Origin of the sequence: Allobosea sp. CRIB-10 (assembly GCF_900112185.1) — a bacterium.
Classification (GTDB): domain Bacteria; phylum Pseudomonadota; class Alphaproteobacteria; order Rhizobiales; family Beijerinckiaceae; genus Allobosea.
On sequence record NZ_FOKP01000006.1, the window covers coordinates 124,443 to 147,593 of the forward strand.

Annotated in this window: 21 protein-coding genes; 14 read left to right on the top strand and 7 right to left on the bottom strand. The window is 68.7% G+C overall.

What is annotated here, in order from left to right:
- The first annotated feature begins 10 nt into the window (after positions 1-10).
- A complete protein-coding gene (locus tag BMZ69_RS10655) occupies positions 11-1,279 on the top strand; it encodes an acetoin dehydrogenase dihydrolipoyllysine-residue acetyltransferase subunit (protein ID WP_092156608.1) in 1,269 nt (422 codons plus the stop codon).
- A 9-nt stretch (positions 1,280-1,288) separates the two neighbouring features.
- Here BMZ69_RS10655 and BMZ69_RS10660 read toward each other — a convergent pair whose 3' ends face one another.
- On the bottom strand, positions 1,289-1,897 hold the full coding sequence (locus BMZ69_RS10660) for a helix-turn-helix transcriptional regulator (protein WP_092156609.1): 609 nt from the start codon (positions 1,895-1,897) through the stop codon (positions 1,289-1,291).
- A 298-nt stretch (positions 1,898-2,195) separates the two neighbouring features.
- Between BMZ69_RS10660 and BMZ69_RS10665 the strand changes: the two genes are divergently transcribed.
- The 4 genes from BMZ69_RS10665 to BMZ69_RS10680 are packed head-to-tail and all read left to right on the top strand — an operon-like array spanning position 2,196 to position 6,921.
- Positions 2,196-3,512 carry a DUF3137 domain-containing protein gene (locus BMZ69_RS10665; RefSeq protein ID WP_139219028.1) on the top strand — a complete coding sequence of 439 codons (1,317 nt, stop codon included), beginning with the start codon at positions 2,196-2,198 and terminating at the stop codon, positions 3,510-3,512.
- A gap of 14 nt (positions 3,513-3,526) precedes the next feature.
- A complete protein-coding gene (locus tag BMZ69_RS10670; protein ID WP_092156611.1) occupies positions 3,527-4,096 on the top strand; it encodes a LemA family protein in 570 nt (189 codons plus the stop codon).
- A gap of 8 nt (positions 4,097-4,104) precedes the next feature.
- Positions 4,105-4,440, top strand: coding sequence for a hypothetical protein (locus BMZ69_RS10675; RefSeq protein ID WP_092156612.1), 336 nt, complete (start codon positions 4,105-4,107; stop codon positions 4,438-4,440).
- Positions 4,441-4,452: 12 nt separating this feature from the next.
- Entirely contained in the window at positions 4,453-6,921 is a 2,469-nt protein-coding gene (locus BMZ69_RS10680) for a serine/threonine-protein kinase (RefSeq protein WP_092156613.1), read from the top strand.
- Here BMZ69_RS10680 and BMZ69_RS10685 read toward each other — a convergent pair.
- Both BMZ69_RS10685 and BMZ69_RS10690 read right to left on the bottom strand, forming a co-directional pair.
- Positions 6,912-7,430 carry an ECF-type sigma factor gene (locus BMZ69_RS10685; protein ID WP_139219029.1) on the bottom strand — a complete coding sequence of 173 codons (519 nt, stop codon included), beginning with the start codon at positions 7,428-7,430 and terminating at the stop codon, positions 6,912-6,914. The genes BMZ69_RS10680 and BMZ69_RS10685 overlap by 10 nt on opposite strands.
- A gap of 58 nt (positions 7,431-7,488) precedes the next feature.
- Entirely contained in the window at positions 7,489-8,106 is a 618-nt protein-coding gene (locus tag BMZ69_RS10690; RefSeq protein WP_092156615.1) for a TetR/AcrR family transcriptional regulator, read from the bottom strand.
- A 117-nt stretch (positions 8,107-8,223) separates the two neighbouring features.
- Between BMZ69_RS10690 and BMZ69_RS10695 the strand changes: the two genes are divergently transcribed.
- The 9 genes from BMZ69_RS10695 (at position 8,224) to BMZ69_RS10735 (ending at position 18,887) form a co-directional block, all read left to right on the top strand.
- The gene (locus tag BMZ69_RS10695; RefSeq protein WP_244543318.1) at positions 8,224-8,907 is read left to right on the top strand and encodes a PspA/IM30 family protein; all 684 of its coding nucleotides are present in this window, start codon (positions 8,224-8,226) and stop codon (positions 8,905-8,907) included.
- Between the two features lie 38 nt (positions 8,908-8,945).
- A complete protein-coding gene (locus tag BMZ69_RS10700) occupies positions 8,946-9,224 on the top strand; it encodes a YiaA/YiaB family inner membrane protein (RefSeq protein WP_092156617.1) in 279 nt (92 codons plus the stop codon).
- A 116-nt stretch (positions 9,225-9,340) separates the two neighbouring features.
- Positions 9,341-12,748, top strand: coding sequence for an acyl-[ACP]--phospholipid O-acyltransferase (locus tag BMZ69_RS10705; RefSeq protein WP_092156618.1), 3,408 nt, complete (start codon positions 9,341-9,343; stop codon positions 12,746-12,748).
- Positions 12,748-13,710 carry a hypothetical protein gene (locus BMZ69_RS10710; protein ID WP_092156619.1) on the top strand — a complete coding sequence of 321 codons (963 nt, stop codon included), beginning with the start codon at positions 12,748-12,750 and terminating at the stop codon, positions 13,708-13,710. The genes BMZ69_RS10705 and BMZ69_RS10710 overlap by 1 nt, the downstream gene beginning before the upstream one ends.
- Positions 13,707-14,588, top strand: a complete 882-nt coding sequence (locus BMZ69_RS10715; RefSeq protein ID WP_092156620.1) for a ThiF family adenylyltransferase — start codon at positions 13,707-13,709, stop codon at positions 14,586-14,588. Before BMZ69_RS10710 ends, BMZ69_RS10715 begins: the two co-directional genes overlap by 4 nt.
- Positions 14,585-15,805 (top strand): hypothetical protein, encoded by a 1,221-nt coding sequence (locus tag BMZ69_RS10720; protein WP_092156621.1) that lies wholly within the window; start codon positions 14,585-14,587, stop codon positions 15,803-15,805. The genes BMZ69_RS10715 and BMZ69_RS10720 overlap by 4 nt, the downstream gene beginning before the upstream one ends.
- Positions 15,802-16,917 (top strand): GNAT family N-acetyltransferase, encoded by a 1,116-nt coding sequence (locus BMZ69_RS10725; RefSeq protein WP_092156622.1) that lies wholly within the window; start codon positions 15,802-15,804, stop codon positions 16,915-16,917. Before BMZ69_RS10720 ends, BMZ69_RS10725 begins: the two co-directional genes overlap by 4 nt.
- A 5-nt stretch (positions 16,918-16,922) precedes the next feature.
- Positions 16,923-17,915 (top strand): hypothetical protein, encoded by a 993-nt coding sequence (locus BMZ69_RS10730; protein ID WP_092156623.1) that lies wholly within the window; start codon positions 16,923-16,925, stop codon positions 17,913-17,915.
- 75 nt (positions 17,916-17,990) lie between these two features.
- A complete protein-coding gene (locus BMZ69_RS10735) occupies positions 17,991-18,887 on the top strand; it encodes a polyphosphate kinase 2 family protein (protein ID WP_092156624.1) in 897 nt (298 codons plus the stop codon).
- Positions 18,888-18,927: 40 nt separating this feature from the next.
- On the opposite strand, the gene BMZ69_RS10740 is transcribed toward BMZ69_RS10735, so the two are convergent.
- From BMZ69_RS10740 to BMZ69_RS10755, 4 genes are read right to left on the bottom strand one after another with little or no spacing between them, the layout of a single operon-like run.
- The gene (locus tag BMZ69_RS10740; RefSeq protein ID WP_092156625.1) at positions 18,928-19,680 is read right to left on the bottom strand and encodes an SDR family NAD(P)-dependent oxidoreductase; all 753 of its coding nucleotides are present in this window, start codon (positions 19,678-19,680) and stop codon (positions 18,928-18,930) included.
- Complete coding sequence (locus BMZ69_RS10745; protein ID WP_092156626.1) at positions 19,680-20,969, bottom strand: ABC transporter substrate-binding protein; 1,290 nt, start codon at positions 20,967-20,969, stop codon at positions 19,680-19,682. The genes BMZ69_RS10740 and BMZ69_RS10745 overlap by 1 nt, the downstream gene beginning before the upstream one ends.
- A 32-nt stretch (positions 20,970-21,001) precedes the next feature.
- Positions 21,002-22,303, bottom strand: a complete 1,302-nt coding sequence (locus tag BMZ69_RS10750) for an ABC transporter substrate-binding protein (protein ID WP_092156627.1) — start codon at positions 22,301-22,303, stop codon at positions 21,002-21,004.
- Positions 22,275-23,066 carry a FadR/GntR family transcriptional regulator gene (locus BMZ69_RS10755; RefSeq protein ID WP_092156628.1) on the bottom strand — a complete coding sequence of 264 codons (792 nt, stop codon included), beginning with the start codon at positions 23,064-23,066 and terminating at the stop codon, positions 22,275-22,277. The genes BMZ69_RS10750 and BMZ69_RS10755 overlap by 29 nt, the downstream gene beginning before the upstream one ends.
- Positions 23,067-23,151 lie beyond the last annotated feature (85 nt).

Here is a 23,151-nt window from a genome sequence, read left to right on the forward strand (position 1 = left end):
GGAGGGTGGCATGAGCCATGAGATCACGCTCGCCGGCGGAGCCGGCGAATATATGGAGAGCGCAACCGTCGTCTCCTGGGCGGCCAAGATCGGCGACCCCGTCAAGGCGGGTGACGTCGTCGTCGTGGTCGAGACCGCCAAGGCCGCGACCGAGATCGAGGCCGGGCGCGACGGCGTCCTCGCCGCGATCCTTGCGCCGGAGGGGGCGGAGGTCGGCATCGGTGCCGTGCTCGGGCGCATCGCCGACAGCACTTTTGCGGATGAAGCACCCGTCGCGGTGCCGCAGCCGGCAGTCGCGGGGCCTGAGGCAGTGGTTTCGGACGCATCGGCCAAGGCCGAGGCAGCCACTCGGCGCATCAGCATCTCGCCGCTAGCCCGGCGATTGGCGCGTCAGGCCGGTCTCGATATCTCCAGCATCGCCGGCACCGGCCCGGGCGGGCGGATCAAGAGCCGCGACATCGAGCGGACCTTGCGAGAGCAGACGGACGCCGCGTCGGCGGCTGCCCCCGTCGCGGTCGTGCCTTCGCCTGCCGTCGCGAGGACAGGCTCGGCCGCTCCTCTAGCGCTGCTCCATGGCTTCGGCGCCAATGCCGCGGCCTGGAACATGGTGCGCCCGCATCTCGACGGGCGCCCGGTGCTGACGCCGGAGCTGCCGGGCCATGGCCGGGAGCCGGCGCTGACATCACCGTCGCTGGAGGCGCTCGCCGAGGCCGTGCTCGGCCAGATCGAGGCCAATGGTGCGCGCGAGTGCGATCTCGTCGGGCACTCGCTCGGCGGGGCCGTCGCCGCGGCGCTGACGGCGAACCTCTCGGTGCGCGTGCGCTCGCTGACGCTGATCGCGCCGGCGGGGCTGGGTCCGGAGATCGATAGCGGCTTCCTCGCCGGCTTCCTGTCGGCGCGGACGGTGGAGAGCCTGATGCCCTGGCTGGAGCGGCTCGCGGCCGATCCCGGCCGGCTGCCGCGCGGCTATGCCCAGGCGGTGCTGCGCGAGCGCGAGCGCTTCGGCGTCGGCGCGGCGCAGGCCGAGATCGCGCAAAGGCTGTTTCCGGACGGGACGCAGGCGATCAGGATCGGCGCCGATCTCGACCGCTTCACGGGGCCGCTCAAGGTGGTCTGGGGCAAGGGCGACCGCATCATTCCGCAGGCGCATCAGGACGAGTTGCCCGGCCATGCCGCCTGCCACCGGCTCGGCGGCGTCGGGCACATGCCTTCTATCGAAGCGCCGGCCCTCGTGGCGCAGCTGATCCTGCAGAACGCGCGCAGCGCCGAGGCGAGCTGACGCGCGCGCTCAGTGGCCATAGCGCGCGACGAGGCAGGCGAATTCGCTCTGCCGGTGCGTGTCGGTCTTGGCGAGGATGCGTTGCAGATGCGTGCGCACCGTCGTTGGCGCGACGCCGAGCCTGCGCGCGGCTTGGATCGTGTTCTCTCCCGTCAGGATGCGCTCGGCCACGCGCGTCTCCGCGTCGGTCAGTCCATGGTCGCGGGCGACATCGGCGAGCTTGCGGTCGATCGCGCCGGCCTGTTCCTGCATCACCACGACGAAGCGGGCGGGTTCGTGCGGGTCGTTGCAATCCTGCGCCAGCGAGATGGCGAGCGCGAAGCTGCGGCCGGCGTCGCGATAGGCCAGGCGCAGCTCCGCTTCGGGCGCCGCGTGCCGGCTCCAGCGCTGCAGGCGGCTGTTAAGCTCCCTGTCGCGGGTCGTGAAGCGCAGCGCGGAGATCGCGCCGGTCCGCGTCAGCGCCAGCGCTGCGGCATTCATCCGCTCGACGCGCAATTCGGCATCGAGCGTGAACACGCAGATCGCGTCGGCCGCCGGTGCCGGCCGCTCCTGCTTCGGCGGCATCCGGTAGGCGGGGCGGGAGGCGCTGCTGTTGGCGTAGGTCTGCGCGATCGACATGGAAAATCTGCTCCGGTGCTGATGGTCTCAGCGACGGAGACGGAAGCGCGCGGCGAATCCGGACATGCGGGGTCGTGATTTCTTGCGCGCCGCGCGGGCTCCTCGATTTGAAGGACGCGGCGGCCTCGCCATGTCGGTAATCACTGGAGCAAGGCCGTATCTCGCTCGCTCCAGGCGCGCGCGCCGTCATTGCCGCCAGTCGGTGACACGCGCCGGGTGCCTGCGGAAGGTTTTTCCCGGGGAATGGAACGAGTGTTCGGTGGTCGATGCGCAGGAATTCCAGGACCTTGAGCCCGACATGACCGACCCCGCCCCCCTAACCGGACAGAGCACCAAGCCTCGGCGCTACACCGCCGTCGAGATGCGCCAGGCGCAGCGCAAGGTCGGCCGTTATGGCGGCTGCCTGATGATGGCGCTGTTCGGCGTCCCGCTCCTGATCGTCGCGATCGTGGTGTCGGCGGGCTTCCTCGGCCCGGTCGCGGCGGCGCTGCTGGTCATGGTCGCCGTGGTCTTCGGCTTCTTCTACAATCTGCTGCAGAACTCGCTGGCGCTGCTGATCCCCAGCGCGATCCTCGCCGCTCTGGTCTATGTCATCTACCGGCACTACCACCTGCCGGTTGCGACGGCCTCGTCCGAAGCGGACGCGCGCTTCGCCGCCGAGATCGCACGGCTGAACGTGCTGCGGCTGGAGGCTGCCAGGGATACCCGCCGCCGCGTGATGCTCTATGTGCCGATCGGCCTGGCGCTGGCGATCGCCTTCCTCGTCATGCCCGGCCGGGGTGGCGGCAAGTCCGGCATGCTCGCAGAGTGGCTGCTCATCCCGTTCCTGCTCGGCTTCGCCGTCGCCGTCCCCTGGCTGATCGCGCTCAGCATTCCCGCGGGGCGCTATGCGAAGGCGTTCAAGCGCGAATTGATGCCGCTGCTGCTGCGGCATCATGGCGAGCTGCGCTATGTCGAGGGCGCGGTCCCGGCGGTCGGCGAGCTCGTCGCCAGGGGCCTCTTGCCGCGCTACGACCGGGCCGAGATCGACGATGCGCTCACCGGGCGCTACGCCGGCTACGATCTGTGCCTCAGCGAGATCGAGCTCGAACGCAAGAGCGGCAAGAACACCAGCACCGTGTTCAACGGCCTTCTGCTCGTGCTTGCGGTCGACACGCCCTTTCTCGGCACGACCATGGTGCTCGACAAGAGCCGCCCGGCCCCGTCCGGGCTGATGCCGGTCAGGCTTGAGGACCCGCGCTTCGCCTCGATCTACGACGTCTACGGCAATGACCAGGTCGAGGCGCGCGTCGTGCTGACCCCGGCGGTGATGGAGCGGCTGCTGTCGATGGCCGATGGTGGCGACTTCTTCCCGCCCTCCTGCCTGGTCGAGCGCCACAGCATCACCTTCGCCGTCGCCCAGACCGGAACGCGCCTGCTGTTCGAGCCGCCGAGCCTGCAGGCGCACGATGCCGCGACGCAGCTGCAATATCTCGAAGACGAGCTCGCGCTGGTGTTCCGCCTGGTCGACGCGATGATCGCCATGCATGTCGCGGTCAAGCCGGGCGGCGCCATGCCTGCCGGTACCTCCTTCTCCGAACGGCCGGCAGAGCCGCCGAGCGATGCCTCGCACTGAAAGGGCCTGAAGCGGTGACCTTCTTTCTGATCCTCCTGCTCGGCCTCGGCGCCGTGCTGTATCTCTGGTACGCGGCGATCGTGAAGCGCCGGAACGCCGTCGGGGAAACGCTCGGCGCGATCGACGCCCAGCTCCAGCAGCGCCACGATCTCATCCCCAACGTGCTCGCGATCGCCCGCCGCTTCCTCGATCACGAGCGCGGATTGCTGGAGGAGCTGACCGCGCTGCGGGCGCGGGCGATGCCGAAGCTTGGCGAGCGCGACTTCGCCGGCATCGCCGAGAAGTTCAAGGCCGAGGAGGCGATCTCCGCCGACATGACGCGGCTCTTCGCCGTCGCCGAGAACTATCCGGAGCTGACCTCCTCGGCGCCGATGGTGGAGGCGCAGCGCAGCTATGACGAGGTCGAGGCCAACATCGCCGCGGCGCGCCGCTTCTACAACACGGCGGTCGGGGACCTCAGAAACGCGGTGCAGATCTTCCCGGGAACGCTGCTCGCGGGGCTTGCGGGTGTGCGCGAACTGCCGCCCTTCTATGAGGCGAGCGAAGCGGCGCGCCAGCCGGTCAAGGCGAGCGACCATCTGTGAGGGGCAGGATGCTGATAGCCGGAATCATCACTGCGGCCTTCGTCACCCTGTCGGCGGCGAGTGCCGGAGCCGCCGAGGCGCTGCCGCAACTCGCCGGCCAGGACTACGGCAAGGCGCGCGCGGCCTTGCTGCGGGCGGATTGGCGGCCGGTCGCGCTGCCCGATGCCGATCAATGCATGGCCGGGGACAAGCGCTGCGCCGGGCGGCCGGAGATGTATGCCTGCGCCGGGACGGGTCTCGGCCAATGCGTCTTCGTCTGGCGACGCAAGGCGGTGTTGATCGACGTGATCACCGAGGGCGAGGAGCGCCCGATCGTGCGCTATGTCCGCCCGCGCAAGGATTGAACGGGCGGCCCGGTGAACCAGCGTGTCGATCTCGACCGGGAGCAATGGGCCGCGATCCGCGACCTGTTCGACGCGCTCGCCGAAGCCTCGCCGGCGGAACGCGAGCGCGTGCTGTCGCAGAGCCGGCAGCCGCCCGCGGTGATCGCCGAGACCAGGGCCCTGCTCGCGGCCGCAGACGGCGCCGGCGATTTCATGCGGGCCGATGCGAGTTCGCTTGCGGGCATGCCGGCTCCGGAGGTGCAATACCAGTCGCTTGCGACAGGCACGCGGGTCGGCGCCTTCTCGATCGTGGCGCTGATCGGCCGGGGCGGGCAGGGCGAGGTCTACCAGGCTGAGCGCTGGCAGGGCGGTTTCGAGCAGAGCGTCGCGCTCAAGCTGCTGCGGCCGGAGGCGGCCGAGCAGTTCGCCCGCTTCGAATATGAGCGCCAGGTCCTTGCCGGCTTCGAGCATCCCGGCATCGCCCGGCTGGTCGATGGCGGCAAGGCGCCGGACGGGCGGCCCTATCTCGCCATGGAGTTCGTCGCCGGCACCGCGATCACGCGGCATTGCGCTGAAGCTGGGCTTTCACTCGAAGCGCGGCTCGCGCTGTTCGAGCAGGTCTGCGAGGCCGTCGCCTATGCGCATCGCAACCTCGTCGTCCATCGCGACCTCAAGCCGTCCAATGTGCTGGTCACGCCGGAAGGACAGGTGAAGCTGCTCGATTTCGGCGTCGCCCACGCGCTGGAATCCCCGGGTCAGACGCTGATGACGCAGGTCGTGTTCACGCCCGACTATGCCGCGCCGGAGCAGTTCGAGGGGCGCAACCCGACGACCGCGACCGATGTCTACGCGCTCGGCGCGATCCTGTTCGAGCTGCTGGTGGGCCGGCCGCCCTGGCAGCTGGCGAACTCGGCCTTCGCCGGGGCGATGCGTGTGATGCGGGACCAGCCGCCGCTGCCGAGCCGGGCCGCAGCCGAGCGCGACGAGCCTCCCATCGCGCCGGAACGGCTGCGCGGCGATCTCGACGTCATCGTGCAGAAGGCGATGCGCTACGAAGCGGGCGAGCGCTATCAGAGCGTCGACGAGCTCGCCGAGGACCTCAGGCGCTTCCGTCGGCTGGAACCGATCGCGGCGCGACGCGGCGAGCGGCTCTATCGCATCCGCCGCTTCCTGCGCCGCAACCGGACGCCGCTGATCGCGGCCGGACTGCTGCTGGCGGCGCTCGGCGCAGGCGCGGCCGGCGTCCTCGTGCAAATGCGCCGGACCGAGATCGCCAGGCTCGCCGGCACCGCCGAGAACGAGCGCGCCACAGCGCTGCGCGACGGCTTCATGCTGCTGCTGCGTGCGGCGTCCCAGAGCGGCGGGCCCGGCTTCGCCTCGGCGCGGCAGGTGCTCGACGCCGCCGCGGCGCAATTGCACCGCGAGGGCGACGCCCATGCGCCGCTGCTGCTGCGCACGCTGGCCGAGCTCAATGGCGAGATCGGCGATCCGCACACGGCCGTGCAATTGATGGAACGCTATGCCGAGCAAGCGCGCAGCAGCGCCGGCCGGCTGGCCGAAGCGCAGCTGGCGCTGGCCGGCTACCGTTTCCAACTCGGCGAGCGCGACAAGGCGCAGGAAGCGTTGTCGGAGGCGAAGCGGTTCTTCCAGACCGAGCCGGCGCGCCATCCCAAGCAATTGGCGGAGCTCGCCGGGGTCGAGGCCGGACTGCTGCGCGAAGCCGGCAAGCGTCCCGAGGCGATGGCGCGGTTGCGCACGGCGATTGCCGAGCTCACGGCCCTGTTCGGCCGCGACAATGGCGAGATCGCGACGCTGCAGCACAATCTCGCACTGCACGCGCTGGAGGCCGGGCAGATCGAGGTGGCGGCGCAAGCGCTCGACGAGGCGGAGCGGGTGCTGGCGGCATCGGGGCGCGGCCGTTCGGTGATCGCGATCGGCACGCTCAACCTGCGGGCCGCGCTGGCGCTGCGCCAGGGCGATGCGGCCGGAGCCGAAAAGCTATGGCGCCAGGCGGCCGAGCGGCAGCGGCGCGACTATGGGCCCTCGCTTGCCCTGGCGGCGATCGAGCTCAATCTCGGCCGGCTGATCATGGCCGGCAGCCGTTTCGCCGAGGCAATGCCGATCCTCGAAGGCGCGCTCGGCATCGCCGCCCCGCTCGCCGGCGAGAGCAACCCAGTCACCATCGTGCTGCGCCAGAGCCGCGCCACCGGGCTGATGGTGCAGAACCGGCTGGCCGATGCCCAAGGCGAGATCGACCAGGCCCTGCGGGCGGCGCGGGCCGCCTTCGGCGAGCGCCACCCCTATGTCGGGATCGGGCTCGGGGCGCGCTCGCAGATCCTGCTGGCGCGGGGCGACCCGGCTGCGGCGATGCTGGCACTCGATCAGGCGGAAGCCGTCCTGCGCGAAGCCGGCGCCGCCGGCGCGCCGCATCTCGCCGAGCTCGGCCCGACGCGCGCGCTGATCGAGGAGGCCCTGCGCGGCAAGGCTCCGCGTCAGCCCTGAAGCTCGCGATAGAGCCAGGCCCTGGCCTGCAGCCAGTCGCGCCGGACGGTGCGGTCGCTGATTCCGAGAATGCGCCCGGTCTCCTCCTCGCTATAGCCGGCGAAGAAGCGGCATTCGACGACCTTGACCAGGCGCGGGTCGATCGCCTCGAGCGCGGCGAGCGCCTCGCTGATCCGGACGACCTCGTCGTCGCCGGTCTCGGGGAGATCATGGTCATCGTCGAGCGGCACCGGACGCTGGCCGTCGCCGCGCTTCTGGCTGAGCCGGGCGCGGGCGGCGTCGACGAGGGCGTGTCGCATGGCGGTCGCGGCGCTCGCCAGGAAATGCGTCTCGCTGGTCCAGCCGGCGCTCTGGCGCAGCTTGAGATAGCTCTCGCTGACCAGCGCCGTGGTCTGCAAGGTCATCGGCCTGCCAGCGCGCAGGCGCTCGCGATGCGCGATTCTGCGAAGCTCCTGATAGAGCGCATCGGTCAAGGCATCGAGCGAGAGGCTGGGGTCGGCGGCCGTCATCGCCGCGACGATAGCGACCGGGGCCGGGTGCCGCAACGCGATGCTGGCGATAAGCCGGTCAGCCGGGAACGGCCAATCCCCTGCAGACGAGGCGGACCAGGCCTTCGATCTGGCGGTCTAGGTCACGGCGCGGGACGGCAATCAGCTTCTCCTCTAGGCCGATGGCGACGACGCCGTGCACGGCCGAGAACAAGGTCCGGCTCATCAGCATGCGCTCCGGCTCGCTACGATCGGGCACGAGGATGCTGAGCGGCTCGAGGATGTGCCGGAACATCGTCATCTGCTCCGACACGGCCCAGTCCGGCACCACCGCGCCTTCGGCCATGCGGTGCTCGAACAGGACGCGCCAGAGCTGCAGGTTGTCGCGGGCGAAGGCGCAATAGGCGAGGGCGACCGCGACCAGCCTGTCAGCGGCCTCGTTTGCAGTGGAGGGCGCATTCTCGCCTTCTGCGGCGCTGAGCGCCGCATCGAGCCGCATCAGCGTGCGTGAGCCGACGCGCAGGACGAGCTCGTCCATATCCGCGACGAGATTGTAGATCGCGCCGAGCGCGCAGCCGATCTCCTGCGCCAGCTCGCGTGCCTTCAGGCCGGCCAATCCCTTCTCGGCGATGGCCTTCTCGGCTGCGTCGATCAGCTGGGTTCGCTGCCGCTCGCGGCGCTCTGCCGTCGTGGTCATTCCGTCGATCTCAAATTTTATGAACGATGTTCAAGATTTTTCTTGAACGATGTTCATAGGTGGGTTATGCATTTCTTCGTGAACATCGTTCATAGCAGGGAACAGCCAATGCTCAAGATGTTTTTCACCTTCGTCCGCGGCGGCGCCGCCATTGCCGAGGAGCGCTTCGCCGATCGCAACGCGCTCCTTATCCTCGACCAGCAGCTGCGCGATGCCGCCGGTGCCTTCGAACGCGCCAAGAAGGCGCTCGCGGTGGCGATTGCGCAGGACCGGCAGGAAAGCGAGCGGCTCGCCGCGAGCCATGCCCGCATCGCCGATCTGGAGAACCGTGTCGCCTCCGCGCTCATCGCCGGCGACGAGAGCCTCGCCCGCGAGGGTGCCGAGGCGATCGCCGCCCTGGAGGCCGATCGCGATGCGGCGTCCGGTGCGCAGGCACTGTTCGCCGCCGAGATCGTCCGCCTGCGCCGCCATGTCGGCCAGGCCCAGGCGCGCATTGCCGAGCTCGACCGCGGCCGGCGCCTTGCCCGCGCCTCGGAGGCAGTGCGCCAGATGCGGCAGGGCCGGATCGAGATCGGTCCCGCCCATGAATCGACGCTGGCCGAAGCCGAGCAGACGCTGAGGCGCCTGCGCGAGCGCCAGATCGAAGCGGAAGCCGCCGAGACCGCGCTCGACGAGCTCGACGGCGCTGCCGCCGCCTCGGTCACGGAGAAGCTCGCCGCCAAGGGCTTCGGCCCGCGGCTGCGGAGTACGGCCGACGATGTGCTGGAGCGGCTGCGCAGCCGCCAGCTTCAGGCGAATTGACCTCTTTCCTCTGCAAACGCACCCGACGGGAGACAACCATGAACCAGAATGCACAGCCCCATAGCGGCGCCTGGGTCAGCTTCACCTACGCCTCCTTCTTCGTCGCCGCCGCGATGGTCGGCGCCGGCGTCCTGTTCCTGCCGCTCGACTGGTGGGCCAAGGGCTATCTGGCGATGGGCTGCGTCATGCTCGTCCAGTCCTGCATCACCATGACCAAGACGGTGCGCGACATGCACGAGGCGTCCAAGCTGGTGAACCGGATCGAGGACGCCCGCACCGAGCGCCTGCTGATGGATGCCGGCAAGCCGGCTCTGTGAGCTTTGAGGCTGCGCCGGCAAGTCCCGCTTAACCGCAAACCGAGATCGGCCGGCGCAGGCAAGAGTTGCTAAAGCCCGGCCGATGCAACCTCACCATCCCTTCCCGTGAGATCGCCATGATCGACACATTGATGCTGAAGCGGCGCTTCGCCCCGCTGTTCTGGGCGCAGTTCTTCTCCGCCTTCAACGACAACTTTCTCAAGAACGCGCTGGTCTTCATCATTCTCTACAAGCTCGCCGGCTCGCATGGCGAAGCGCTGGTGACCCTGGCGGGCGGACTCTTCATCGCGCCCTTCTTCCTGCTCTCAGGGTTAGGCGGCCAGATGGCCGACCGCTTCGACAAGGCGGTGATGGCGCAGCGGCTGAAGCTCGCCGAGATCGGCGCGGCAGCGGTCGCGGTCCTCGGCTTCACCTTGCATTCCGTGCCGGTGCTGTTCGTCGCGCTTGGCCTGTTCGGGGTGATCGCGGCGCTGTTCGGGCCGATCAAATACGGCATCCTGCCCGACCATCTGAAGCCTGAGGAGTTGCCTGCCGGCAACGCCCTGATCGAGGGCGCGACCTTCATCGCAATCCTGCTCGGCACGATCGCCGGCGGCCTGACAGCGCGCGAAGGGGGCGATGCCGCGCAACTCAGCCTGCTGATCCTGGTCTTCGCGCTGGCCTGCTGGGTCGCGACGCTGTTCATCCCGAAGACCGGGCCGGCGGCACCCGATCTCGTTGTCGACCGCAACATCCTGCGCTCGACCCGCGACCTGCTCAGGGATCTGTGGGGCGATGCTCGGCTCTGGCGCACCGGCGTCATGGTCTCGCTGTTCTGGCTGATCGGCGCGGTGGTGATGTCGCTCCTGCCCTCACTGGTGAAGAACGGCATGGGCGGCACCGAGATGGTCGTCTCGACCTATCTCGGCATCTTCGCCATCGCGATCGCGGTCGGCTCCGGCATCGGCTCCTTCCTGTCGAGCGGGCGCATCGTGCTGCTGCCGGTGCCGGTCGCCGGCGTGGTGATGGGCCTGTTCGCGCTCGATCTCGGCTGGGCGGTCTCGGGCATCGTCGCGCATCAGCCGGCGCAGGATATCGGCGCGTTCTTCGCCGGTTCCTCCGCCTGGCGCGTCGGTATCGATCTCGCCGGCCTCGCCATCGCCGGAGGCGTCTTCGTCGTGCCGTCCTTCGCCGCGGCGCAAGCCTGGGCCCCGGCCGACAAGCGCGCCCGCATCGTCGCCGCCGTCAACGTGCTCTCGGCCGCCTTCATGGTTGCCGGGGCCGTGGTGGTCGCGCTGCTGCAGGCGGCGGGGCTGACGCTCAGCCATCTCTTCCTGCTGATCGGCGTGCTGACCATCGCGGCGTCCGTTTGGATCCTGCGGACGCTGCCGACCAATCCGCTCAGCGACTTTCTCTCGATCCTGTTCCGCGCCTTCTACCGGGTCGAGGTCAGCGGCCGCGAGAACATCGCCAAGGCCGGCGACAATGCGATCATCGCGCTGAACCACGTCTCCTTCCTCGATGCGGCGCTGGCGCTCTCGATCCTCGACAAGGAGCCGGTCTTCGCCATCGACCACGGCATCGCCCAGCGCTGGTGGGTGAAGCCCTTCCTGAAGCTGACCCGCGCCATGCCGCTCGATCCGGCGCGGCCGCTGGCGACGCGCTCGCTGATCAACGCCGTCAAGAACGGCGAGAGCCTGGTGATCTTCCCGGAAGGGCGCCTCACCGTCACCGGCAGTCTGATGAAGGTCTATGACGGCGTCGGCATGATCGCCGAGAAGTCGGGCGCCAAGGTCGTGCCGGTGCGTATCGAGGGGCTGGAGGCGACGATCTTTTCGCGCCTGACCCGCGAGCAGGTGCGCCGGCGCTGGTTCCCCAAGGTGCACGTCACCGTGCTGGAGCCGGTCTCGCTGACCGTCCCGGAGGAGCTGAAGGGCAAGCCGCGCCGCCAGGCGGCGGGCGCGGCGCTCTACCAGATCATGTCCGACCTGATCTTCAAGACCACCGATATCGACCGCAGCGTCTTTTTGGCGGTGGCGGAAGCGGCTGTGGTCAACGGCAAGGGCCGCGTCGCGGTCGAGGACCCGATCACCGGAAGCCTGACCTACAAGCGCCTGCTGATCGGCGCCGAGGTGCTCGGCCGCAAGCTGATGCCGCTGGCTGGCAAGGGCGAGGCGATCGGCGTGATGCTGCCCAACGCCAATGGTGCGGCGGTGACGCTGCTCGGCCTGATGTCGGCGGCGCGCGTGCCGGCGATGATCAACTTCACCGCCGGCGCCAGCAATATCGCCGCGGCCTGCAAGGCGGCGCAGGTGAAGACCATCGTCACCTCGCGCGCCTTCGTCGAGAAGGGCCGAATGGGGCCATTGATCGAGGCGCTGCAGGGCGATGTCCGCATCGTCTATCTGGAAGACGTGCGTGCCACCGTCTCGACCGGCGACAAGCTCAAGGCACTCTGGCGCCACGGCACCCCGATCGAGGAGGCCAAGGGCTCGGATCGCGCCGCGATCCTGTTCACCTCGGGTTCGGAGGGGGCGCCCAAGGGCGTGGTGCTCTCGCACCGGAACATGCTGGCCAATGCGGCGCAGGCGGCGGCGCGCATCGATTTCGGCCGGCGCGACAAGGTCTTCAACGTGCTGCCGGTGTTCCACTCCTTCGGCCTGACGGCGGGGCTCGTCCTGCCGCTGGTCTCGGGCGTGCCGGTCTATCTCTACCCGTCGCCGCTGCACTACCGGATGGTGCCAGAGCTGGTCTATGGCTGCAACGCCACCATCCTGTTCGGCACCGACACCTTCCTCACCGGCTATGCCCGCGCCGCGCACCCCTACGACCTGCGCTCGCTGCGCTACATCGTGGCCGGCGCCGAGCCGGTGAAGGATACGACGCGGCGGACCTATGCCGAGAAGTTCGGCCTGCGCATCCTCGAAGGCTATGGCGTGACCGAGACCGCGCCGGTGCTGGCGCTGAACACGCCGATGTTCAACCGCTTCGGCACGGTCGGCCGGATCATGCCGGGCATGGAAGCCAGGCTCGAGCCGATGCCGGGCGTGGAGGAGGGCGGGCGGCTGCATGTCAGCGGGCCGAACATCATGCTGGGCTATCTCAAGTCGGAGAATCCCGGCGTGCTCGAGCCGCCGCCTGAGGGCTGGCACGACACCGGCGACATCGTCGTGATCGACAAGGACGGCTTCGTCACCATCAAGGGCCGCGCCAAGCGCTTTGCCAAGATCGCCGGCGAGATGGTCTCGCTCGCCGCGGTCGAGGCGCTCGCCGCCGAATGCTGGCCGGGCGTGCTCTCCGGCGTCGCCAGCTTGCCCGATGCCCGCAAGGGCGAGCGGCTGGTGCTGGTGACGCAGCAGAAGGATGCGACGCGCGCCGCCTTCCAGGCCTTCGCCAAGAGCAAGGGCGCCGCCGATCTGATGATCCCTGCCGAGGTGATGGTGGTGCCGGCCGTGCCGGTGCTCGGTTCCGGCAAGCTCGACTTCGCCGGCATCTCCCGGCTGGTGAAGGAGCGCACCCAGGCCCCTGCCGCGGTGGTGGCCTGATGCTCGGCTTCTGGCTCAAGACGCTGCGGCGGCCGACGCTCGACCTCTCGCTCGCGACCGCGCCCGGTCTGACGACGCGGATCGTCGAGCGGCCCGGCGTGGTGCTGGACGATGCCGAGCTTGCGGCGCTGGTCGAGCAGCTCCGCACCGTGGCGGGGCGGACGCTGGCGCAGGGCGCGCTGACCTATGGCGTCTTCTCCGGCGAGCGCGAGCGCCTGAGCCAGAGCATCGTCACGCTGATCAGCGAGACGGCGACGGGTAAGCCGGTCGCCTTCAACGCCCTGGCGCAGATGCAGCTCTCGCTGAACGGCGAGCCGGAGCAGGTCACGCATCTCGGCCTCGTCATGGTCGATCCCGATGTGCGCGGGCGCGGTTTGTCCTGGGTGCTCTATGGCCTGACCGTGCTGGTGCTGTTCGTGCGCGGGGGTTTGCGGCCGCGCTGGATATCGAACGTGACGCAGGTGCCGAGCGTGGTCGGCATGGTCTGCGAGACCTTCTCCGACGTCTACCCTTCGCCCGATGCCGGCAGCCGCCAGAGCTTCGCGCATCTCACGCTCGCCCGGCAGATCATGCGCGGGCACCGCCATGTCTTCGGCGTGGGGGAGGAGGCCGGCTACGAAGAGACCCGCTCGGTCATCACCGACGCCTATACCGGTGGCTCGGACGATCTGAAGAAAGGTTTCGCGCAGGCGGCCCAGCATCGTGAGCTCAGATACAATGATTTTTGCCGGGAGATGCTGAACTACGAGCGCGGTGACGACGTGCTCCAGCTCGGCCGCATGGATCTGGCGGCGGCGCGGCGCTACCTGCTCGGACAGGTACCGCGTGCCTCGCTCCCTGGGCTGATCGGGGCTTCGGCCTTCCTGTTGCTGCAGAGACTGCTGCTGCCCTTGCTGCACTGGCTCGACGACACCAGGCGTTTCGGCACATTGCGTCCACGCGCCGCGAGGACGAAGCCATGATTGCCGGATTCAGCTACGAGCTCTTCACCACCCGCAATATCGGCTTCGTCAGCGAGGCTGAGCAGGCGCGGCTGCGGCAGGCGACGATTTTCGTCTGCGGCGTCGGCGGCATGGGTGGGGCAGCCTTCATGGCGTTGGCCCGGGCCGGGATCGGCCGTTTCGTCATCGCCGATATCGACGTCTTCGAGGTCTCGAACCTGAACCGGCAGGTCTTCGCCAATGCCGGCACGGTCGGGCGGCCCAAGGCCGAGGCGGCCGCGGAAGCCGCGCGCGCGATCAATCCGCAGATCGAGATCGACGTGCTCGGCGCGAAATGGGCGGAGTGCCTGCCGGAGATCGCGGGGCGCTGCAAGGTGATCGTCAACGGCATGGACGACATCGCCGCGGGCCTGCATCTCTACCGCACGGCGAAGGCGGCGGGGGCCAGCGTGATCGACGCCTATATGGCCCCGCTCCCCTCGGTGATCGTGGTCCGGCCGGAGGATCCGCGTCCGGAGGAGCGGCTCGGCTTCCCGACCCTCGGCAAGGACTGGCGCACGCTTAGCGACGACGACAAGCGCGCGGCGATGCTGTGCGAGGTGACGCATGTCATGCTGCATTCGCGCTCGCGATATCATGTCGACCTCGCCATCGCCGGCGAGGTCGCCGCGGGGCGGCGCAGCCGCATGTCCTTCGCGCCGATGGTGATCACCACCGGCATGATGATGGCCTATGAGGCGATCGCGCTTGTGCTGGGCAGGCGCACCGGCACCGATTGCCGCGGCTGGTTCTTCAACCCTTACCGACCGGCGGTCGAGCGGCCCCTGCCGGGGGCGGTCGCGGCGCTGTTGAAACCGTTCGTGGTGCGGGCGCTGGCCAAGATGGTGGCCGGGCCATGAACGGCGGCTTCGCCAACCCTGCTTTGGTCGCCGATTCCATCGTCGACATCTGCGGCGCGCTAGGGCTCGGCGTCGCCATGCTGACCCTGCGCCGGCGCGATCCGCGCGGGGCGCTGACGACCCGTTTCCTCGTGGCGATGGGGCTCGTCGCCGCGCTCTTCCTGCTGCGCGGCCTGAGCTGGTGGAGCGGCAGCGTCCTGCTGGAGCGGCTGGCGCTGTCCTGCGCCGCACTGTTCCCGCTGGGGGCGCTGATCGTCACCGAGGGCATGCTGCGCCGGCACGCGCCGCGTGCCGGCAAGATCGCCGTGCTCACCGGCTCGAGCGTGCTCGTGCTCGGCAGCCTTATCGGTTTCGCCGATCATCCCTGGGCCTACGATCTGGCGCTGGCCGGCTTTCAGGTCCTGACGGTCGCCTTTTGCGGGCTGCTGCTATTCCAGCGCGATCCGGCCTCGCTGACCGAAGCCGAAAATACCGGCGTCTGGCGGCTCGGCCTCTGCGCCTTCCTGATCCTGCCTTTCGCGCTCAGCGATTTCCGCGGGCTGATGCCGGACATGCCGGTCCGGCTCGGTGGTGTCGGGGCATTGCTGCTGGTCTCGATCGTGCTCGTGACCGGTGGCGCTGCGCCGACGCGGCGGCAAGGCTTCGTCTTGCTGGGCTTACGCGTCCTTGCCGCGCTCCTGCTCGGCGTGGCTGCCGCCTATGTCACGCCCGGTGCCGATCTCGCCCACGGCGTCAGGCTCTGCGCCGTGATGCTCGCCGGCGTGCTCGCGATCGCGCTTTCGGTCGATGCGCTGTCGAGTTCCTTCGATGCGGCGGCGCCCGGCGTCCTCGGCTCGCTCGCCCGGTCGCGCGCCGAGACGCGGGAGGCGCTGATCGCCCAGCTCGCCGGGCATCCGCTGTTCAGCAACGCCCGCCGGCTCGGTGAGGCGGAGCTCGCCGATTACGACCCGGCCATCCTGAAGCCGGCACTGCGCGAGATCGGCGTGCTCCACGCCTCCGGCCGGAGCTGGCCCTGGCCGCCGGCCGATCCGGTCGCCGAACGGCTCGCGGCCTTGATGGCGGCCCATTCCGCCAGCCATCTGCTCGTGCTCGGCGAGGAGCCGCTCGATCTGCTGCTGGTCACCGTTCCGGTGGTCTCGGCCGATCCCGCGACCGAGACGGCGCTGGTGCTGGTGCGCCGGCTTTTGGCGAGCGCACCGAGCAAGGTCCTGGCATGATCGAGATCACCAGCAACGACCGCAAGGCCGCCTTCGCAGTCACCGCGCAGGTTTATCCGGCCGACAGTCCCTATGTGCCGCCGATGTGGTCCGATTTCGACCGCATGCTCGATCCCGCGCGCAATCCGCTGGTCAGGGACGGGCATGGCCGCTTCGAGCTGTTCACGGCCCTGAGGGAGGGGCGACCGCTCGGGCGCATCGTCGCTGCGATCCACGACGCTTCGAATGCGCGCCATGGCACGGCCCGGGCCCAGTTCGGCTATTTCGACTGCGCCGACGATGCCGAGATCGCCTCGGCCCTGCTCGGTGCCGCCGAGATATGGGCGCGCGAGCGCGGCATGGCGGAGCTCGTCGGCAACTTCAACCTGACCGCGATGCAGCAGGCCGGCGTCGTCACCAGCGGCTTCGACAACGCCCCCTTCACCGACATGCTTTTCAGCCCGCCACACATCGCGCGGCTGCTCGAGGCGAACGGCTACGCGCCGACCTTCCCGATGACGACCTTCCGGATTGCGCTCGCCGATGTCGATCCCTCCGGACTGCTTGGCGACAAGCAAAAGGCGATCCTCGCCGATCCCGATTTTCGCTGGATGCCGATCGATCGCCGGCATTTCGGCGAACGGCTGGAAGAATCGCGCCTCATCCTCAATGACGGCTTCGAGGCCAACCCGATGTTCGTGCCGCCGACCGCCGAGGAATACCGCTTCCAGGCCGGCGACATGATGTGGGTGATCGACAAGCGCATCTCGACGGTGGTGCACCATAGGGGCGAGCCGGTCGGGGCGATCATCGCGATTCCCGATCTCAACCCGCTGGTGAAGGCGACCGGCGGGCGGATCGGCGCGAGCTTCCCTTTTCGGTTCCTCTGGCATCGCTGGACCAACCGGCGCGCCGTCATCGTCTACCAGTCGGTCAGCCGCGCCTTCCATAATCGCGGGCTCAACGGCGCCATGCTCTACAAGGTGACGGGGGCGCTCAAGGCGGCCGGCTATGACGAGCTCGGCGGCACCTGGATCGCCGACGTCAACGGGCCGAGCCTCAGGCAGGCGGAGAAAGCGGGCGCCAAGCCGCTGCATCGGCTACACCTCTTCGCCAAGAGCCTGCGGGGCTGACGACCATGCTTGACCGCGCCTTGCTCGAAGAGCTGCTCGCCGAGGTTCGCCTCGCTCCCAGCGTCCACAACATCCAGCCGACGCGCTGGCGGCCGGTCGGGCGCGATACGCTGCTCCTGCTGGGGGACATTTCGCGGCGCCTGCCGGCAGCCGATCCCTCGGGGCACGATGTTCGGCTCTCGCATGGGGCGGCGATCGAGGGGCTGTCGCTTGCGTTGGGCCGGCATGGGCTGCAGATCGCACAGGTCGAGCCGCTGACCGACGTCACTGTGTCGGACGGCTTGCAGCCGATCGCGCGCATCACCATTGCGTCGGGCGACGAGCTTGATGGGCTGGCGGATGTCGTCTCCGCGCGGGCGAGCTGGCGCGGGGGCTTCCGGCCATTCGATCAGGCAGGCGAGGCAGCGCTCTCCAGGTTTTCCGCCATGGCCGGCAATGTGCAGCTGGTCCGCGGCGCGGACAGCATTGACGCGATCGCGCGGCTCGCCGATGAAGCGGGTTTCCATTTCCTATGCGACGACGCCCACCGTGCTGAATTGCTGCGCTGGATGCGGCTGTCGCGATCCCACCCAGCTTACCAGCGCGACGGGCTCAACGCCGAGGCGATGGCGATGCCGGGTGTGGTGGCGTTCGGCACGCGGCTGGTGCTCGGCCCACTGTTCCCGGCGTTGCGTCGGTTCGGCCTTGCTGCGACGCTTGTCAGCGAGCGGGGCAAGTTCGCGAACAGCGCCGTCGCGCTCTTTCATCGGCCCGAAGGCGAGGACCCGCTCGCGACCGGGCGTGCCTTCTATCGCGCCTGGCTGATGCTGACCGCGCAGGGGCTCGCCGCCTGCCCGGTCTCGGTGCTGGCCGACTGGCCGGCGAGCAACCGGCAACTGGTTGAACGACATAGCGTCCCGGCCGGCCGCCGCCTGGTCAATGTCTTCCGGCTCGGGTTGCCTGCGGGCTCGCCCCCAGGGGGCAAGGCACGGCTGCCGGTGGCGGAGCTGATCGTCTGATCGCGCGGCAAGGCTGGACAATCCGCGATAGGACGACAGATTGGGATACGGTCTTACAGCGAGGAGACGCCAGGCATGCTGCCGGATGAGATGGTCAAGCGCTTCAGGGTCACGGATGGCGACGATTTCAAGCTGAAGCGTTTCGACCCCGGCGAGACCTGCGGCCTCACTCTCGACAAGAACGGTGCGAGCGACCTCCTGCAGACCGGCGTCAAGCGCCTGCGCGATCTGCAAGAGCGGCTGTTCGCGGAAAAGCGCTGGTCGGTGCTGATCGTGCTGCAGGCGATCGACACCGCCGGCAAGGACGGGACGATCGAGCACGTCATGTCCGGGGTCAATCCGCAGGGCTGCGAGGTCACCTCGTTCAAGGCGCCGAGCTCGCTGGAGCTGCGCCACGACTTCCTCTGGCGGACTACCTGCGCGCTGCCGGAGCGTGGTGAGATCGGCATCTTCAACCGCTCCTATTACGAGGAGGTACTGGTCGTCCGCGTGCATGAGGAGCTGCTGTGCAAGCAGGGCCTGCCGCCCAAGCTGATCGGCAAGCATGTCTGGCGCGACCGCTTCGAGAGCATCCGCGATTTCGAGAAGCATCTGGCCCGCAACGGCACGGTGGTCCTGAAGTTCTTCCTCAACCTGTCGAAGGATGAGCAGCGCCGGCGCCTTCTGTCGCGGATCGACGAAGCCGACAAGCACTGGAAGTTCGATGCGGGCGACCTCGCCGAGCGCAAGCACTGGGACGACTATCAAGACGCCTATCAGGACGCGATCGCCGAGACCGCGACCAAGCACGCGCCCTGGCATGTCGTTCCCGCCGACAACAAATGGTTCACCCGGCTGATCGTCGCGGCGACGATCGTCGACCGGCTGGAAAAGCTCGATCCGCAGTTCCCCGTGGTCGATGACGAGGCGCGCAAGGTCATGGCCAAGGCGCGGAAGGAGCTGCTGGCCGAGGATCGCGGGCGCAAGCGCTGAAGGTTGATCGGGACCGGAGCCCGAAAGCGCGGGACGGGTATCAGAGCCTCATCCCGCCATCCACCGCGATCTCGGCACCGTTGATGTAGGCGCCCTCCAGGGAGCAGAGCAGCAGGGCTGCCCCCGCGCAGTCGTCGGCGCAGCCGAGTCGGCCGAGCGGGATGCGGGCGAGCACCTGCTCTTCCCGCCCGGGCTGAGCCAGGACGGCGCGATTGCGATCGGTCAGGATCGCGCCGGGCTGGATGACGTTGCAGGTGACGTCTGGGGCGCGCAGGGTTCGCGCCAGATTGAGGATCATGTTGGTCTGCGCCGCCTTGGTCGCCGCGTAATAGAAATGCGTCGGATTGGGGCGCGCCTCCTGCACGCTGCCGATCGCGATCACCCGGCCGAAGCGGCGCGCCAGCATGCCCGGCAGGAAGGCCTGCAGCAGCCGCAGCGTGGCGTGGAGGTTGATCTCGGTTTGCGCAGCCATCGCGGCTTCCGAAACCATGTCCCAGGTCTGCAGGGTTTCGACGGAGGCGCAAAGCACGAGGATGTCGGGCTCGGTGCCGTTCGCCGCCAGCTCCGCCGCCATGGCTAAGGGGGCCGTCGCCTCCGCAAGATCGGCGATCAAGGGCGATGCCGCGAGGCCTCTCGTCCGCAGATCGGTCGCCGTCGCAGTCGCGGCGGCTTCGTCCCTGTCATGAATGATCGCATGCGTGCCGGCCTCGGCGAGCCGGGTCGCGATCGCCAGGCCGATGCCGCGCGCTGCGCCGGTGACGAGGGCGATGCGCCCCGAAAGCTCTCCCGCCATCAGCCAAGCAGCGGCTTCACGCGCGCGACCGCGTCGTCCATTGCCTGCTGCGGGAGCTTGCGGCCGAGCACCGCGGCCTGCGTTTCCTCGACGAAGATGTCATGGGCGCGGGCCTGCTCGTCGAAAGCGGGCAGATGGATGCGCGATGCCTTCAGCGCCGCGGCCTCGTCGGCCGCGTAGGGCATCGCCGCCTTCAGCTTGTCGTCGGCATAGGTCGAGATCCGGGTCGGCCCATTGCCGTTGAGCGCCATCGCCGTGGTGCCGGCCTTCGACGACAAGGCGCGGATCAGCTCCCAGCTCAGCGGCTTCTGCTTGGCGTTCTTCGGGATCATCAGCGACCAGAACTCGACCGTCGGCGCGAAGGCGATCTTGCCGGCGAGGTTGGCCGCCATCGGCGGCAGCAGCGACTTGAAGCGCCCGCCATATTTGCCCTTGGCCGGGTCGTTGTAGGAGACGAGGCGCGCGAAGGGGTTGATCGTCATCGCCGCGCGGCCCTGCTGCATCCAGGTGGTGATCTCCTCATTGTTCACCGTGGCGAAATTCCGCGGCAGCACGCCGGCCTTGTAGAGATCGGCGAGGATGGTCAGCGCCTTGACCATGGCCGGCTCGTTGGCGGTGAGCTTGCCGTCGGCGGTCATGTAGTCGCCGCCGAGGCAGCGCGAAAAAGTCAGGAAATTCGAGGCGAAGACTGCGGTGAAGGCGAGGCCATGGACCTGCGTGCCGTCATCGCGCTTGAAGGTGAGCTTGCGGGCGGTCTCGATCAGCTCCTCGAAAGTGGTCGGGAGCTTGCTGATACCGCGCTCCTCCAGCAGCGGCTCGTTGTAGATCAGCGCGTTGGTGGCGTGGCGGACCGGGATGCCGTGCAGGGCGCCGTCGAGCTTGAGCGGGCCGATCAGGCCAGGCGCGAAATCGTCGAAAGCCTCGATCGGCGCGTCCTTGAGGAACGCGTCGAGCGGCTCGAACAGCTTGAGATTGCGCGGCACGGCGCGGCCATTGACCAGATAGGCGACGTCGATCGAAGTCTCTGCCAGGGAGGCCTCGCGCAGCAGGCGCTCATGCACGGCGTTGACGTCGCCGAAGGTGACCCAGTTCAGGTTCGCCCCGCTCGCCTTGCGGAAGGCTTCGGTGGCATCCCCGCCCGGCCCGGTCGTGGCGGCGGTCTGGTGGACGCGATGGCCGAGAACGGTGAGCGTCCTGGCTTGGGCAAAGGCGCGGCCGGGCAAGGCGGTTGCGGCGATAGCCGCGCCTGCGAGAGCGCCGAAGCGGCGGCGCGAGATCGGGAAGGTCATGGCATCTCCTCCGGGCTTGTTCCGCCTTGCGGTCAGGCCGGCAGCAGCGGCTGCACGCGCTTGACCAGTGAGGCCATCGCCTCCTCCGGCGTCTTCATGCCGAGCACGGCCGCCTCCGCCTCTTCCTTGAAGAGGTCACCGGCGCGGGCCGCCTCGTCGAAGGCCGGCAGCGGCACGCGCGCCACCTTCAGCACCTTCAGCTCCTCGGCCGCATAGGGCACGGTTCCGGAAAAGCTCTGATCGGCATAGGTCGAGGCGCGCACCGGTCCGTTGCCGTTGAGCGCGGCCTTCAGCGTCGCCTCCTTCGAGGTCATCGCCTTGATGAAGCTCCAGGCGAGGTCTTTTCGCTTCGCGTTCTTCGGGATGACCATGCCCCAGAACTCGACCTTGGCCGGAGCGGCCTCGTATTTGCCCGCCAGCGTCTTCGAGGCCGGCACCGCGATCGTCTTGATCTTGCCGGAGAATTTCGATTTCTGCGGGTCGTTGTAGATGCGGTTGCGGCCCATGCTCTGCAAGCTCATCGCGGCCCGGCCCTGCTGCATCCAGACATTGACGTCCTCGGGCGAGAGCGTCGCGAAATTGCGCGGGAAGGCGTTGGCCTGGAAGAGCTCGCGCAGCGTCCGGATCGCGTTCAGCATCGGCGGCTGATCAGCGGCGCATTTGAAGTCGGGCGTGATGAACTCGCCATCCCAGGCGCGGGCGAGATCGATCACATTGGGATAGGTCACGCCGGGCATGCACAGGCCGACGACCTGCGTGCCGTCGGCGCGGCGATAGCTGCAAGCCCTGGCGATCTCGATCATCTCCTCGATCGTCGCGGGCGGCTTGGAGAAGCCCTTCTCGGCCAGGATCTCCTCGTTGTAGTGCAGGCCGGAGGAGGCATGGCGGAACGGCACGGCGAGCTGCTTGCCGCCGACGGTCATGCCCTGCATCAGGCCGGGGAAGATGTCACCGGCATCTTCGAGCGGATCGCGCTTGAGATAGTCGTCGAGCGGCTCGAACAGGTTTGCCGCGCGCGGCACGACCTGGGTGTTCAGGACGAAGCCGGCATCGACCGAGGTCTCGCCGAGGCTCGCCTCGCGGAAGAGCCGCTCCTGCAGCGGGCCGGTGTCGAAGGTCGTCCACTGGAGGCCGACGCCGTTCTTCGCGGCCCAGTCCCTGGTGATGTCGCCGCCCTGCGTCCCGGTCGAAACCGTCTGCATGACGCGATGGGCGAAGACGTTGAACGGCCCGCCTTGCTGCGCGCGGGCCGCGCCGGCGCCCAGCGCCGTGAAACTCAGCCCGAGAATGCCGGCGCCGAACTGCCTACGGTTCAGCCCTGTCTCCGTGCTCATGCCTGTCCTCCCGATGGTTCGCGAGTTCCGCGATGGCGGCTTCAGCCGCTTCGAAGTGCTTGTTCATTGCGGCGAACGCCGCAGTCGGGTCGCCGACACGAATCGCCTCGATGACGCGGACATGGCGCTCATAGGTGCGGCGCCAGTCGTCCCTGGTGCGCTTCCCGCGCGAATTGAAGATCTCCATGACCTCGCGGATCACCGGCCGCAGGCCCCTGATCTGGAAGTCGAGCAGGCGGTTGCCCGAGGAGGCCGCGATGGCCTCGTGGAAATCGAGATCGGCCTCGATCCAGCGCGGCACATGGCCGAGCGCATCCTCCATGCGGGCGAGGATCAGGTCGAGCTTCTCGATATCCTGCGCCGAGCGACGCGCGGCGCTATGGGCAGCGATCGGCGGCTCGAGGATGCGGCGCAGTTCCACCGCCTCGGTCAGGCCATTGGCACGGCCGCGCACGGCAAAGCGATAGAAGCGGTCGAGCGGGGCGGCGTCGAGCGCCTGCACCCGGGTCGGCTTGCCCTGCTGGATATGCACCACCCCCATCGCCGCGAGCTGGCGGATCGCCTCGCGGGCGATCGGTTTGCTGACGCCGAAGGAGGCTGCGATCCGCGCCTCCGACGGCAAGGCGTCGCCCGGCTTCAGCCTGCCATCCTGGATCGCCTGGGTGATGCGCTGGATCACGGCGTCGCCCAGCCGCATCGGTACGACGTCGCCGCCAGCGAATGGGTCGTCGCCACCGAGCAAGGATGAAGCGGCATCGCTCATCGATCACCTCCGTTCGATGATCATTGACAGATGCCGCTCAGCTTGGCAACTGTTCAACCTATCAGATAAGTTGAACAGACGAAGG

Bases quoted from the DNA above. Each gene is read 5' to 3' on its own strand.
- BMZ69_RS10655 (WP_092156608.1), top strand. From the start codon at position 11: ATGAGCCATGAGATCACGCTCGCCGGCGGAGCCGGCGAATATATGGAG.
- BMZ69_RS10660 (WP_092156609.1), bottom strand. From the start codon at position 1,897: ATGTCGATCGCGCAGACCTACGCCAACAGCAGCGCCTCCCGCCCCGCC.
- BMZ69_RS10665 (WP_139219028.1), top strand. From the start codon at position 2,196: ATGACCGACCCCGCCCCCCTAACCGGACAGAGCACCAAGCCTCGGCGC.
- BMZ69_RS10675 (WP_092156612.1), top strand. From the start codon at position 4,105: ATGCTGATAGCCGGAATCATCACTGCGGCCTTCGTCACCCTGTCGGCG.
- BMZ69_RS10685 (WP_139219029.1), bottom strand. From the start codon at position 7,430: ATGACGGCCGCCGACCCCAGCCTCTCGCTCGATGCCTTGACCGATGCG.
- BMZ69_RS10690 (WP_092156615.1), bottom strand. From the start codon at position 8,106: ATGACCACGACGGCAGAGCGCCGCGAGCGGCAGCGAACCCAGCTGATC.
- BMZ69_RS10695 (WP_244543318.1), top strand. From the start codon at position 8,224: ATGTTTTTCACCTTCGTCCGCGGCGGCGCCGCCATTGCCGAGGAGCGC.
- BMZ69_RS10700 (WP_092156617.1), top strand. From the start codon at position 8,946: ATGAACCAGAATGCACAGCCCCATAGCGGCGCCTGGGTCAGCTTCACC.
- BMZ69_RS10705 (WP_092156618.1), top strand. From the start codon at position 9,341: ATGATCGACACATTGATGCTGAAGCGGCGCTTCGCCCCGCTGTTCTGG.
- BMZ69_RS10710 (WP_092156619.1), top strand. From the start codon at position 12,748: ATGCTCGGCTTCTGGCTCAAGACGCTGCGGCGGCCGACGCTCGACCTC.
- BMZ69_RS10715 (WP_092156620.1), top strand. From the start codon at position 13,707: ATGATTGCCGGATTCAGCTACGAGCTCTTCACCACCCGCAATATCGGC.
- BMZ69_RS10720 (WP_092156621.1), top strand. From the start codon at position 14,585: ATGAACGGCGGCTTCGCCAACCCTGCTTTGGTCGCCGATTCCATCGTC.
- BMZ69_RS10725 (WP_092156622.1), top strand. From the start codon at position 15,802: ATGATCGAGATCACCAGCAACGACCGCAAGGCCGCCTTCGCAGTCACC.
- BMZ69_RS10730 (WP_092156623.1), top strand. From the start codon at position 16,923: ATGCTTGACCGCGCCTTGCTCGAAGAGCTGCTCGCCGAGGTTCGCCTC.
- BMZ69_RS10735 (WP_092156624.1), top strand. From the start codon at position 17,991: ATGCTGCCGGATGAGATGGTCAAGCGCTTCAGGGTCACGGATGGCGAC.
- BMZ69_RS10740 (WP_092156625.1), bottom strand. From the start codon at position 19,680: ATGGCGGGAGAGCTTTCGGGGCGCATCGCCCTCGTCACCGGCGCAGCG.
- BMZ69_RS10745 (WP_092156626.1), bottom strand. From the start codon at position 20,969: ATGACCTTCCCGATCTCGCGCCGCCGCTTCGGCGCTCTCGCAGGCGCG.
- BMZ69_RS10750 (WP_092156627.1), bottom strand. From the start codon at position 22,303: ATGAGCACGGAGACAGGGCTGAACCGTAGGCAGTTCGGCGCCGGCATT.
- BMZ69_RS10755 (WP_092156628.1), bottom strand. From the start codon at position 23,066: ATGAGCGATGCCGCTTCATCCTTGCTCGGTGGCGACGACCCATTCGCT.